At 46.7% G+C, this 12644-nt stretch carries 11 protein-coding genes; 9 read left to right on the plus strand and 2 right to left on the minus strand.

The window, feature by feature from the left end:
- The first annotated feature begins 202 nt into the window (after positions 1 to 202).
- From NIT79A3_RS15150 to NIT79A3_RS15175, 6 genes are all read left to right on the plus strand, one after another.
- Positions 203 to 1468, plus strand: coding sequence for a glutamate-5-semialdehyde dehydrogenase (locus tag NIT79A3_RS15150; protein ID WP_013967019.1), 1266 nt, complete (start codon positions 203 to 205; stop codon positions 1466 to 1468).
- Positions 1469 to 1522: 54 nt separating this feature from the next.
- Positions 1523 to 3289 carry a dihydrolipoyl dehydrogenase gene (gene lpdA, locus NIT79A3_RS15155; protein ID WP_013967020.1) on the plus strand — a complete coding sequence of 589 codons (1767 nt, stop codon included), beginning with the start codon at positions 1523 to 1525 and terminating at the stop codon, positions 3287 to 3289.
- Between the two features lie 89 nt (positions 3290 to 3378).
- Entirely contained in the window at positions 3379 to 3780 is a 402-nt protein-coding gene (locus NIT79A3_RS15160; protein ID WP_013967021.1) for a hypothetical protein, read from the plus strand.
- Positions 3781 to 3958: 178 nt separating this feature from the next.
- Positions 3959 to 4678, plus strand: coding sequence for a RimK/LysX family protein (locus NIT79A3_RS15165; protein WP_348225643.1), 720 nt, complete (start codon positions 3959 to 3961; stop codon positions 4676 to 4678).
- Positions 4678 to 6231, plus strand: coding sequence for an inactive transglutaminase family protein (locus NIT79A3_RS15170; RefSeq protein ID WP_013967023.1), 1554 nt, complete (start codon positions 4678 to 4680; stop codon positions 6229 to 6231). The genes NIT79A3_RS15165 and NIT79A3_RS15170 overlap by 1 nt, the downstream gene beginning before the upstream one ends.
- Positions 6212 to 7213 (plus strand): alpha-L-glutamate ligase-like protein, encoded by a 1002-nt coding sequence (locus NIT79A3_RS15175; RefSeq protein ID WP_013967024.1) that lies wholly within the window; start codon positions 6212 to 6214, stop codon positions 7211 to 7213. Before NIT79A3_RS15170 ends, NIT79A3_RS15175 begins: the two co-directional genes overlap by 20 nt.
- A 38-nt stretch (positions 7214 to 7251) precedes the next feature.
- Here NIT79A3_RS15175 and NIT79A3_RS15180 read toward each other — a convergent pair whose 3' ends face one another.
- On the minus strand, positions 7252 to 8916 hold the full coding sequence (locus NIT79A3_RS15180; protein ID WP_013967025.1) for a diguanylate cyclase: 1665 nt from the start codon (positions 8914 to 8916) through the stop codon (positions 7252 to 7254).
- Between the two features lie 426 nt (positions 8917 to 9342).
- Between NIT79A3_RS15180 and NIT79A3_RS15185 the strand changes: the two genes are divergently transcribed.
- Both NIT79A3_RS15185 and NIT79A3_RS15190 read left to right on the plus strand, forming a co-directional pair.
- Positions 9343 to 10212 (plus strand): prolyl oligopeptidase family serine peptidase, encoded by an 870-nt coding sequence (locus NIT79A3_RS15185; protein ID WP_013967026.1) that lies wholly within the window; start codon positions 9343 to 9345, stop codon positions 10210 to 10212.
- A gap of 121 nt (positions 10213 to 10333) precedes the next feature.
- Positions 10334 to 10783 carry a universal stress protein gene (locus tag NIT79A3_RS15190; RefSeq protein ID WP_013967027.1) on the plus strand — a complete coding sequence of 150 codons (450 nt, stop codon included), beginning with the start codon at positions 10334 to 10336 and terminating at the stop codon, positions 10781 to 10783.
- A 26-nt stretch (positions 10784 to 10809) separates the two neighbouring features.
- On the opposite strand, the gene NIT79A3_RS15195 is transcribed toward NIT79A3_RS15190, so the two are convergent.
- On the minus strand, positions 10810 to 11613 hold the full coding sequence (locus NIT79A3_RS15195) for an outer membrane protein assembly factor BamD (RefSeq protein WP_041360377.1): 804 nt from the start codon (positions 11611 to 11613) through the stop codon (positions 10810 to 10812).
- On the opposite strand from NIT79A3_RS15195, the gene rluD reads away from it, so the two are divergent.
- Complete coding sequence (gene rluD / locus NIT79A3_RS15200; RefSeq protein WP_013967029.1) at positions 11612 to 12643, plus strand: 23S rRNA pseudouridine(1911/1915/1917) synthase RluD; 1032 nt, start codon at positions 11612 to 11614, stop codon at positions 12641 to 12643. The two genes, NIT79A3_RS15195 and rluD, sit on opposite strands and share 2 nt — an antisense overlap.
- The last annotated feature ends 1 nt before the right edge of the window (position 12644 follow it).

The raw sequence follows: 12644 nt of genomic DNA on the forward strand, positions 1-12644 counted from the left end.
TTGGCACTCTATCTATATCTGAACAGAATCTATAGAGGAACAATCATTTCAGTCTGATCGACTTATCCACAGTGGTGTAGTACGCTATGTCGCGATAACGGCCGGTCAATTTAAACCCGGCACCAACAATATAACCACCATCTTGTACTATAATTCCGAACTACTCATCAATTCATATCGCTCCCCTATTAAAACTAAATTCATGAACACCACTGACATCAAAAGTTACATGCAGTCCGTCGGCCAGGAAGCACGCGCGGCTTCGCGTTTGACTGCAAAAGCGGACACGGCGGCGAAGAATCGTGCTTTGATTGCGATGGCGGATGCCATCCTGCGGGACGAGCCATTATTATTAGCAGCCAACGCCAAAGATCTGGACAATGCGCGTGCCAAAGGCTTGGAGGCTTCGATGATTGATCGTTTGACTTTGTCGGCCAGAGGCGTGGCGACGATGGCGGAAGGCTTGTTGCAGATCGCAGCATTGGCTGATCCGGTAGGCGAAATCAGTGGATTGAATTACCGCCCTTCCGGCATACAGGTGGGGAAAATGCGCGTGCCTTTGGGCGTTATCGGCATCATTTATGAAGCGCGCCCGAATGTAACGGCTGATGCCGCAGGACTATGCCTGAAAGCGGGAAATGCCGCCATATTACGCGGCGGATCGGAGGCAATTCATAGCAATCAGGCGATTGCCGCGTGTGTCAAAGAAGGATTAAGACTGGCCGGTTTACCGGAAACGGCGGTGCAAGTGATTGAAACCACCGATCGCGCGGCAGTGGGCGAATTGATTACGATGAAAGAATTTGTCGATGTGATTGTGCCGCGCGGCGGCAAGGGATTGATCGAACGGATTGCCAATGAAGCGCGCATCCCGGTGATCAAGCACCTGGATGGCGTATGCCATGTGTACATTGACGATCAGGCTGATTTTGATAAAGCCATAAAAATTGCCGACAATGCCAAGACGCAGCGCTATGGCACTTGTAACACTATGGAAACATTGCTGATCCATGAAGACATTGCACAGAAAATATTGCCTGCCTTGAGCAAGATATATTTTGACAAAGGTGTCGAATTACGCGGCGATGCAGCAGCACGCGGCATCATTCCGCAAATGAATGCCGCCACTGAGCAGGACTGGTACGAAGAATATCTGGCCCCGATTCTGAGCATCCGCATTGTCGCTGGGTTGGATCAGGCGATTGATCACATTACGAAATACGGCTCGCAACATACCGATGCAATTGTCACGGAAAACTATACGCGTGCGCGGCGTTTTCTGCGTGAAGTGGATTCCAGTTCGGTGATGGTCAATACCACGACGCGTTTTGCCGATGGATTTGAATATGGCCTGGGTGCTGAAATCGGCATTTCGACCGACAAAATCCACGCGCGCGGTCCGGTCGGTCTGGAAGGATTAACCAGTCAAAAATTTATCGTACTGGGCGACGGTCAGTTAAGACAGTAACCTGCTTTTGAATATAACGAGTGCCCGGCACTCAATCCACCCCAAAAGGCCGTTATGACGCAAGTTGTCGAAATAAAGATCCCCGATATCGGTGATTTCAAGGATGTTCCGGTCATTGAGCTGCTCGTCTCCCCCGGCGATACGGTTGAAAAGGAAACTTCGCTGATCACTTTGGAAACGGACAAAGCTTCAATGGAAGTGCCTTCCCCATACGCCGGTATCGTGCAAGAAATCAAAGTCAAAGCAGGTGACAAAGTGTCAGAGGGTTCAGTCATTCTGACTTTGGCAGTGACTGAGCAACCCGCAGCCGCAACGCACTCAGAAGCCACAACCACAACCAGCGAAAAAGCAATTGCTGCTCCCATTGTTACCCCACCCCCTGCGCCAATATCACCGCAATCCATCCCACTGGGAGACATTCACGCGGACGTGGTAGTACTTGGCGCTGGCCCCGGAGGATATACCGCCGCTTTTCGCGCCGCCGATTTGGGTAAAAAGGTAGTTTTAATCGAGCGCTATGCCGCACTCGGTGGCGTGTGCTTGAATGTTGGCTGCATTCCTTCCAAGGCTTTGCTGCATGCGGCTAAAGTAATCACGGAAGCGGAAGATGTTGAATCGCAGGGCATAGCTTTTGGCAAACCCCAAATCGATATGGATAAGCTGCGCACGTGGAAAGAATCGGTGATCGGCAAACTGACCAAGGGCCTGAAAGCACTGGCGAAACAACGCAAGGTAGAAATCGTCCATGGCACCGGAAAATTTGCCATGCCCCATCTGATTCAGGTCGAAACTACGGAGGGACAGAAAACAATTTCTTTCGAGCAGTGCATTATCGCAGCCGGTTCCAGTGTCGCCCGCATCCCCGGTTTTCCTTACGATGATCCGCGCTTGATTGATTCTACCGGAGCGCTTGAACTAAAAGATGTGCCGAAACACATGCTGGTTATTGGTGGCGGTATCATCGGCCTGGAAATGGCCACGGTCTATTCCGCACTGGGAAGCAAAATCAGCGTGGTGGAATGGATGGATCAATTGATCCCGGGCGCTGATCCCGATCTGATCAAACCGCTGCATCGCCGTATCAAGAAGCGCTACGAAGCGATCTATTTGAAAACCAAAGTGACTCAGATTGAAGCCGGTGAATCCGGGCTGACAGTGACCTTTGAGGGAGAAAATGCGCCGGAACCGCAAACCTATGACCGTATTTTAATGGCCGTCGGCCGCCGCCCGAATGGGCGCGCTATCGGTGCCGAAGAAATCGGCATTCAAGTCAACGAACGCGGCTTTATCCCGGTGGATCAGCAAATGCGCACCAACTTGCCGCACATTTTTGCGATTGGTGATATCGTGGGTGAGCCGATGCTGGCGCATAAAGCCACTTATGAAGGCAAATTGGCTGCAGAGATTATTGCCGGACATAAAGCCATCTTTGATGCCCGTACCATTCCTTCCGTTGCTTATACCGATCCTGAAATTGCCTGGATGGGTCTGACTGAGAAAGAAGCCATCAAGCAAGGTATCGATTATGAGAAAGCCAGCTTCCCCTGGGCTGCTAGCGGCCGTGCCATATCCATGGCGCGCGAAGAAGGATTGACGCAACTGCTGCTGGATAAAAATACCCGTCGTATATTGGGTGCCGGCATAGTGGGCATCAATGCCGGCGAGTTGATCGCTGAAACGGTTTTAGCGCTGGAAATGGGTGCGGATATGCAAGATATCAGTCTGACCATTCATCCGCATCCGACGCTTTCGGAAACCGTACTGTTCGCTGCCGAAATGGCGGAAGGAACTATCACAGATCTCTATATACCAAAGAAATAGACGCGGATGTCTCGGAAAATTCAAAAAGATTCCGAGCCGGTTTCTGATTCCGGCAAACAATACGACTACAATTTACTTTTACAAATTTTATGATGGCTTCAATAAAAACTTCCATTATTTCATTCGCATTGCTGCTTCTTTTATGCGGCGTGATACAGAATTCATTTGCAACGCATATTTCAGAACCTGTTCTGATCGATCCCAGAACCCGCTATAAAATCGGAGAAACGGTTATTCTGCACGGGCGGGTAGACTACAATGCGCAGCCAGCTCCCGACGTTTTGCTCAATTTCAAGTTGACTCGGCCCAATGGCACGATAGCGGTCGATCAATCCTATCCGAGCAATCAGGAAGGTCAATTTGAGTTTAAGTTTGATAGCAAAAATGAAGCGCCAGGCACCTATCAAATCACGATTACTTCACACTGCCTGGAAATTCACCGGTATGCTTGCACCTACAAAAATCAAACACTGTCTATTGAATTCAAATAACTTGTAAAAATAATTCACACAAGATAAATAGGTTAGCTACAGTTGACAGTATTTCAAACCCTATCAATGCTTCGATGCACAAAAAAGAATACTTATGGAATTACCTATCGTTAAAAATTTCCGCAACTGTTTAGCTCTTGTTCTAGCACTGCTCTTGCTTTCCGCTTGTAATCCAAAAATGAGTGATTTATCAGAGCGTGAAGCAGAAATTAATGCCCGGGAATCGGAACTCGTGACATTATTTGCGGAATTGCTGGAACACAAAAAAGCATTAGAAAATAATCAAACAGCCCAAAAAGAAGAAAATACTGTACCTTCCAGAACCACTGAATGTTTATGCGATTCAATCAGCGATCTCACTCCGGCTGCGAATACCCAAAGAGACAAATCCACTGTGAAATATACCCGGACAGTATCCGGCGGTGTTGAGAAAATTCATCTTACCCCTGATTCCAGAACATTATTAGGCCGTATCGAAAAAGTTTATCTGGATCCTCCAGGCCTGGAATTTAACGCGCGAATTGACACGGGCGCTCAGACATCCTCGCTGAATGCGATTGATATTGTTGAATTTGAACGGGACGGCAAACCGCACGTACGGTTTAATGTAATCAATCCAAAAACTGGAGAAAAGACTGAAATAACAAGACGCTTGCGACGTTATGCACGGGTTAAAGAACTGAACAATCGCGAATCACAAAATCGTCCGGTGGTCAGAATGCGTGTAGTAATCGCAGACATTGATGAACAAATAAATTTTACGCTGGTGGATCGCAGCAAACTCAAGCACCAGGTTCTAATAGGACGCAATTTATTACGTGATCTCGCCATCGTGGATGTCAGCAAAAAATACACGACCGTCAGGAATGATAAAATAAAACAAGGTGATACAAGGTAATGTCCGCCAAACTTAGGCTCTATATTTTAGTCTTTCTGATTTTAGGGCTTGGCATAGGACTGATTTTATATAAGCACTTTGCTTTGGGATTTCCATTATCGCCTGATGACAAGAAATCAGTCTGGACAATTGAAGCCAAAATCGATTTCATTGCACGCGGTGATCCCGTTATCGTCTCGTTCGCACTCCCCCCGCAAACGCCCAATGTTGTTTTTATGGAAGAAGACTTTGCTTCGCCCGGCTATGGGTTTAGTGAATTAGCTTCTCCAACAGGACGGCGCGCGCAATGGAGCAAAAGAACGGCATCAGGGCCTCAAACAGCTTATTACCGCCTGAGCATGTATGAAACTGACCAATTTATTCAACCACCCATTGCAGCAGCAGATCTTCCCGCGGAACCGGAAAAACCTGAATTTGATGGGGTACTTAAGACCGCAGCCATCACATTATTAGATCAAGTTCGCAGCAAATCGGCTAATACTGAAATCTTTACCCGTGAGCTGATCAGAACTTTAAACTCCAATACCCCTGATCAGAATCAACGCTTGCTCCTCAATGACCAATCCAGCGAAGATTATAAAACCCACTTAATCATCCATTTACTGGCATCAGAAGGTATTAGTGCGCATATTGTTCGTGGACTCTATCTGAATGAGGGCCGAAAAAGATTGTCGCTTACCAATTTTGTGGAAGTTTATATAGGCGGTCAATGGCTTTTGTTTAATCAGAATTCCGGAGAAAGCGGCAAACCCAAGAATTTTCTAATCTGGCAACGTGGCGATCAGTCTCTGCTGGATGTCATCGGGGGCAAAAACTCGAAAATTTCCTTCTCGATCATAAAAAGCACCCAATCAACCAGAAATCTTGCTGTGCGCGACAGCATCAATAAGCAAGCCGGGATCATCGATTTCTCTATTTACAGCTTACCGATTGAACAACAAAATGCATTCAAAATGATCTTATTATTACCGATTGGCGCATTGATTGTGGTCATTATGCGCCTGCTGATCGGTATACGGACTTCCGGCACCTTTATGCCGATCTTGATCGCATTAGCGCTGATACAAACCACGTTACTAACCGGCATCATCATCTTTCTGACTGTCGTTGGCACAGGATTGCTGATTCGCTCTTACTTATCACGCTTAAACCTGCTGTTTGTGGCGCGTATCTCGGCAGTGATCATTGTGGTGATCGCAATTATGGCAAGTATCAGTATCATCAGTAATAAACTCGGAATTGATCAGGCCATGACGGTAACCTTCTTCCCGATGATCATCCTGTCCTGGACCATTGAGCGCATGTCGGTTCTGTGGGAGGAAGATGGCCCCAGAGAAGTCCTTATCCAGGGTGGCGGTAGCCTGTTAACAGCGGTTATTGCTTATTTGTTTATGACCAACCGGACGATTGAATATTTAACCTTTAACTTTCCCGAACTGATGCTGGTCAATCTAGCATTCATCCTGATCCTTGGACAATATACCGGCTACCGGTTATCCGAGTTGTATCGTTTTCATGCGCTGGAAAGACGCAATGTTACTGGCAAGCGTTAAGAAACTCAGGAGTTTTGGCATCATCGGGATGAATCAAAGAAACTTTGGTTTGATCTCCCGCTACAATCCACGCCATTTATATCCGCTTGTTGATGACAAACTGAAAACCAAATTGCTGGCACAAAAAGCCGGCATTACCGTACCCAAATTACTCGGCACCGTGGAATATCAGCATGATGTCAAATCGCTAAAAGAAATACTCCGCCCGCACGCCCAGTTCGTCATAAAACCGGTCAAAGGCAGTGGCGGAAAAGGCATCCTGGTGATTACCGCGCATGATCATAATCTCTACTTCAAACCCAGTGGAGATGAGATACAGCTGGCGGATATCGAACGGCATGTTTCCAACATTCTGAGCGGTCTCCATAGCTTAGGCGGAAAACCCGATAACGTCATGATTGAGTCGTTGATACAGCTTGATCCGGTGTTTTCTGACTATAGCTATGAAGGCATTCCTGATCTGCGCATTATTGTACTCCGCGGCTATCCCATTATGGCGATGCTACGGCTCACAACTCATGCTTCCGATGGTAAGGCGAATCTGCATCAGGGTGCAGTGGGCGTTGGAATCGACATGGGAACAGGTCATGCGCTACATGCTGTGCAATATGGTGAACCGGTCTTACACCACCCGGATACGCGCAAGACTTTCTCGGATTTAGTCATTCCTCACTGGGACAAACTCTTGCAATTGGCTGCCGCCTGCTATGAAATGACCGGTTTGGGATACCTGGGTGCGGATATTGTGCTGGACAGAGACCAAGGTCCCATGATTATTGAACTCAACGCACGCCCCGGGCTTTCCATTCAAGTAGCCAACGCTGCCGGTCTGGCACCGCGTGTTGCCGTGATAGAAGCACTCAAGGCGATTGATCCTGATCCGCAATCACGCGCTGCTTTCAGCAAGCAACAATTCGCAACAAACACCGGCACTCATCCACCTCGTCTGCTACGCACCCGGAGCGATGACCCCAAACCATAAGCGATTCAAACGAATTTCAATAGGCTGGTTAAGCGCATTTAATCATCTGTATTAACAACAACTTTATTGCGCCCTCTCTGTTTAGCCTGAAAAAGTGCTTTATCCGCGGCTTCACTCAGACTCGCAGCATCCGGGAAATGGGCAAGATCCGCTATCCCGCAACTAAAGCTGACCGAGAACTCCTCATCCTGACTCAGATGCAGTAGACGCGAAAACACATTGCGAATCTCATCAATCACTTTCGCAGCTGAAGCCGCATCGGTATCATTCATGATAACAGCGAATTCTTCTCCACCGTAACGCCCGATAATATCTGTTCCGCGCAAACGCTGTTTTAACAGCTTTGACAGGCTCTTGATCACACGGTCACCCGCAGCATGCCCATAGCGATTATTAATTTTCGTAAAGAAGTCGATATCCACCAGGGCAAACGACATCGGAGTGTCCAGCCGGATGGAACGCACGACCTCACGCACTAACTCTTCCTTAAGCGCCGTATGATTGAGCAGGCTTGTCAAACCGTCATGCACCATCAAAGAGCGTAAAGAACGTGCACGCATAACACGCGATGTGACCGCTGAAACCAGGTGCCCGGGATCAATGGGTCTAACCAGGAAATCGTCGCCGCTCAGACTCATTGCTTCAAATTGCGTGTTGAAATCATTCTCGGAAGAAAGATAAACAATAGGCGTACTGACAAAACCATCCATTTGCCGGATAACTTTTGCCAGTTCAATACCATTACAGCCTGGCATATACAGATCCATCAGGATCAGATCCGGATTAAAATCACTCAGTATTTCCATCAGATTCATGGATTCTGTTACTGCCTTCACAACCATTCCGGCCTGTTCCAGTATCGCAGCATGGTAGGAAAGTACCGTTGGACTGTCATCTACCATCAATATGCGAAAAGAATCCTGAATCTGCGATGCTGTTATTAAATCAAGCTGGCCAATTAACTCAACCGGATTGAATGGTTTTGTAAAATACGCAACACTACCGGCTCGAACCGCTCCCAGCCGGCAATCCATATTATCATGTACCGAAATAAAAATGACTTGTGCAGGTTGCGTCAATTCCCCTTGAATCTCTTCCATAACATGGATACCCCCCATCTCGTCCTCTGGGAACTCCGTTTCCATAAGAATAATGGCATGAGGTTTATCTTTGATGGCTACCCGGAATTTGTCTAAATGATTAAACACCTCCACTTCATAGCCGTAATAGCGCAATTGCAACGCAAGTTCCTGCGCTGCCTCCACATCATCGTCCACCACAAATATCAGATTGGATGGGTGCGGGTTTGAAAAAAATGCATCCTCATTCGCTATCGTCTGAGTGATTTCGTTTGCAACACTGGATTCCTTCTCAGCAGAAATTTTCTTCAGCTCAAGTATCTGCTGCAAGATTCGGTTTAGCTGCAGATCATCCGCTGAAGCTGCTTTCTGCATTAAGTTCTTGAGGATTTGCTCCAGTGCATGCGCTTCAACACTCAGCTGTGGAAAACCAAATGTCTTGCCCGTACCAACCAGATTATGAACAGCGCGATGAAGTTCCTGCAAAACAGTCGCATCCCAGCCAGCCCGCAGTTTATTCCATATCACTTCTATTTCATTGATTCTGTCCGGCAATTCTTCTGCAAACGAAGTAACCAACAAGCACATTTTTTCTTGAAATTCGTTGTGTACTCTATTTTCCATAATTTGGTGCCCAATGTTGTTCGATTTCAGTGATTTGCTTCCTGAGATCAAATGGTTTTGCGATAACAGTCAATGTATCCAGATTCATGGCATGCGCGACTTAATCCAATCGCACCCGGTTAATCATCAATATAACAGGAACATTTCACCAGCCTGTGGAATTTTCCCAAAGTGATCTGTCTTGTTATACCATCCACATCTGACATCACGATATCCGGCAATATAAGATGCGAAGTATTTCTCTATCATTCTGGGTCTTCACTACCCGCCCAAACAACAAAAAGCTTCATCTGCTCGAGGGATTGAATGCAGCCAATACAATTACCCGCTCATTCTAATTAAAAGAATTGAAACTCAATCCCGCGATCAAACACCTAAAACCCGGTTACTTAATCATTTTACCTGTTAAACAATTCATCCGTAGTCATGTTACATAAAATAGCTATTCAGATTCTGGCTTTCATCATCGCAATCACGCTCGGCATCTTTGCCATTGGCGCACTCTTGACCGCACCGGCCCCCACGGCAGTAGGAACACTCTCTGCAGATTTTCCGGTTGAATCGGTACAGATTCCTGCCCCGAATGAATCCACCGTACATGGCTGGCTAGTTCATGGACAACCCGGCGGCGGCGTTGTATTGCTGGCGCATTCGATGCGCAGTAACCGGCTTGAAATGCTGAGCCGGGCAAGATTCCTGAGAGACCAGGGTTATAGCGCTCTATTCATTGATTTACAAGCGCATGGCGAAACTGCCGGGGAAAAAATTACTTTTGGTTTGAGGGAATCTGAGAATATTGAAACATCAATCGCTTTTCTGAGAAAAACTTTCCCTACGGAACGAATTGGCGCGATCGGTGTTTCTCTGGGCGCCGCAGCCATCGTACTCGCCAAACACGATTTAAAGCTGAATGCGGTTATCCTGGAATCATTACATCCCACTATTGAAGAGGCAGTTGATAATCGTTTGAAGCTTCATTTCGGAAACTATGGATCGGTGCTTTTACCGCTCATGCTGTCGCAATTATCTTTTTACCTGGATGCTTCTACCGATGCATTAAGCCCTATCACTCGAATCAATAATCTTAATGCACCATTATTGATAATTTCCGGAACAGATGATGCGCACACAACGCAACTGGAAACCGAACGTCTCTACGCTGCCGCCAGAGCCCCTAAGGAACTATGGATTGTTCCTGGCGCCAGACATTTCAATATGCATGCTTATGCCGGTAGAGAATATGAACAACGTATTAGCGCTTTTCTGTCGCAGTATTTGCGCCAAAATGTTGACTGATAGCGTCCGACTAGCGGACAGGACATTGCCCCGTCCCAAAAAAGAGGATGTGATAAAGTCACTTGTATTGTTTGATCTGTCTTAAAATCCACATTTCTGCTTGCGCAAGAAGGAACTCAATATGAATAACTACCAGAATATCCTACTCGCCATCGATTTCTCCGATTATGGCCATTATGTGGCGCAACGGGCAAAATCTCTGGCAGAACAATTTAATGCACGTCTCCATATCATCCATGTTCTGGATAATATTCCTATGCCTGACACACCTTATGGCATGGTAATTCCACTGAATGATGATTCATCGTATGATTTACTGGAAACAGAAAAAAATAAATTAATTCAAATCAGTAATCAACTGGATATCTTACCAGAACGCCGCTGGATGATCTGGGGTGAACCACAACAGGAAATTACTCAGCTTGCTGCACAAGAACAAATTGATCTGATTGTTGTGGGTTCACATGGGCGCCATGGACTTGCCATGCTGATGGGCTCAACGGCCAAGGGGGTTTTATATCATGCAGAATGTGATGTACTGGCTATTCACCTGAAAGATCATCAAGAATAACTAAAACATCCACTGACGCGCTCAGGTTATCTCCAGAACTGCCACCAAGCCTTAGCGCCTACCTCCGGCAATTCCGCAAGGAAATGGCTGTCAGGAAAATTGATTCGCATCACGCGCTCAGCGTCATCCCGCAAATCATACATTTCCAGTGCTTCATAGGCTTTAATCATAATATACAAGGCCTCTTCAGTCGCCGGTGTACGAGGATATTCCTTGACTGCATTTTGCGCCCGGTTGGCTGCCGCAACATAAGCCTTGCGTTTCATATAGTAACGTGCAATATGAATTTCGCTCATAGCAACCGCATTCAGCAAATAGGCCATACGTTGCCTGGCATCGGCTGCGTATTTGCTCTCGGGGAATCTTGTCACCAATTCTTTGAAATTTTCAAATGACTCTCGCGATGCTTTAGAATCACGCTCACTCATGTCCTGTTTGATTGGGCCTTTCATCAAGAAACCCATCATACCCCAATTATCATTAAAGCTCGATAATCCCTTGATATAATATGCATAATCAACATTCACATGATTAGGATGCAATTTAATAAATCGATCCGTCGCAGCGATTGCAGAAGCCGGTTCTTCATTTTTATAATGCGCATAGGCAATTTCAAGCTGCGCCTGCTGTGCTATTCGGCCATATGGATAGCGCGCTTCCAGTGATTCATACAGTTTGATGGCTGCAGCATAATTGCCATCATTTAATTTATCCTTTGCTTCACTATAGAACTTATTAGCAGACCAATCCTGTTGATCTTCGGTGCGATCCGGCAATAAACCGCACGCTGATAACCATAACACCAGAAATAAAGCTAAACTACGTAACATGACGAATTCCGTAAAAAACAAAGATACATCTTGCGATTATAGCGTAAAGCCACCACCGCTAGTACGCAACGAACCGGCGCATAGCGTCATTGCGTTAACGATTCCTGCGGATTATGCAGGACTGCGCCTTGATCAAGCCTTGGCGAAGCTTCTACCCAACTGGTCACGCAACCGCTTGCAAACTTGGATTGCTGAGAATCGGGTCATACTGGATGGCCAGATCACCACGATAAAACAAAAAGTATGGGGCAATGAGCTTATTCAGATTTCCCCTCAGGATACTATCGTTGAATCAACGCATGTAGCTGAAGATATCAATCTGAACATTATTCACGAAGATGATGCAATCATCATTGTCAATAAACCGGCCGGTTTGGTCACCCATCCAGGGAATGGCAACTGGCAGGGCACTTTGTTAAATGCCCTACTGCATCATGCGCCACAATTGGAGGTTGTACCACGCGCCGGTATAGTTCATCGTCTGGACAAAGACACCAGCGGTTTACTTGTCGTTGCAAAAACAATAGAAGCACAAACAAACCTTGTACGCCAACTACAGCAACATACTGTAAAACGCGACTATCTGGCATTGGTTCTGGGAGAGGTTACGCAAGCTGGCAGTGTTGATGCGCCGATAGGCCGTCATCCGATACATCGCACGAAAATGGCCGTTACAACAAAAGGCAAGTCAGCACGCACGCACTATCAGGTTATCGAAAACTTTACAGGTTGCACGTTACTGCAGTGTAGCCTTGAAACCGGGCGCACACATCAAATCCGGGTGCACTTGAGTTCCATTGGACATTCATTGGCTGGTGATCCGGTTTATGGCGGCAAACCCGGAAAAACAGGACAAATTATCAGACAGTTATTGGTTAGCTTTCCCCGGCAAGCCCTGCATGCTCAGAAACTTGCATTGACTCACCCTCAAACGGAACAAATCCTTGGATGGGAAGCTGATGCACCAGAAGACTTGAATAATTTATTGCAGCAATTACGGCAACAGAGCGGATTAGAGATCGGGGAATAAA

It is taken from the genome of Nitrosomonas sp. Is79A3, assembly GCF_000219585.1.
Classification (GTDB): Bacteria; Pseudomonadota; Gammaproteobacteria; order Burkholderiales; family Nitrosomonadaceae; genus Nitrosomonas.

Bases quoted from the DNA above. Each gene is read 5' to 3' on its own strand.
- NIT79A3_RS15150 (WP_013967019.1), top strand. From the start codon at position 203: ATGAACACCACTGACATCAAAAGTTACATGCAGTCCGTCGGCCAGGAA.
- lpdA (WP_013967020.1), top strand. From the start codon at position 1,523: ATGACGCAAGTTGTCGAAATAAAGATCCCCGATATCGGTGATTTCAAG.
- NIT79A3_RS15160 (WP_013967021.1), top strand. From the start codon at position 3,379: ATGATGGCTTCAATAAAAACTTCCATTATTTCATTCGCATTGCTGCTT.
- NIT79A3_RS15165 (WP_348225643.1), top strand. From the start codon at position 3,959: ATGAGTGATTTATCAGAGCGTGAAGCAGAAATTAATGCCCGGGAATCG.
- NIT79A3_RS15170 (WP_013967023.1), top strand. From the start codon at position 4,678: ATGTCCGCCAAACTTAGGCTCTATATTTTAGTCTTTCTGATTTTAGGG.
- NIT79A3_RS15175 (WP_013967024.1), top strand. From the start codon at position 6,212: ATGTTACTGGCAAGCGTTAAGAAACTCAGGAGTTTTGGCATCATCGGG.
- NIT79A3_RS15180 (WP_013967025.1), bottom strand. From the start codon at position 8,916: ATGGAAAATAGAGTACACAACGAATTTCAAGAAAAAATGTGCTTGTTG.
- NIT79A3_RS15185 (WP_013967026.1), top strand. From the start codon at position 9,343: ATGTTACATAAAATAGCTATTCAGATTCTGGCTTTCATCATCGCAATC.
- NIT79A3_RS15190 (WP_013967027.1), top strand. From the start codon at position 10,334: ATGAATAACTACCAGAATATCCTACTCGCCATCGATTTCTCCGATTAT.
- rluD (WP_013967029.1), top strand. From the start codon at position 11,612: ATGACGAATTCCGTAAAAAACAAAGATACATCTTGCGATTATAGCGTA.
- NIT79A3_RS15195 (WP_041360377.1), bottom strand. From the start codon at position 11,613: ATGTTACGTAGTTTAGCTTTATTTCTGGTGTTATGGTTATCAGCGTGC.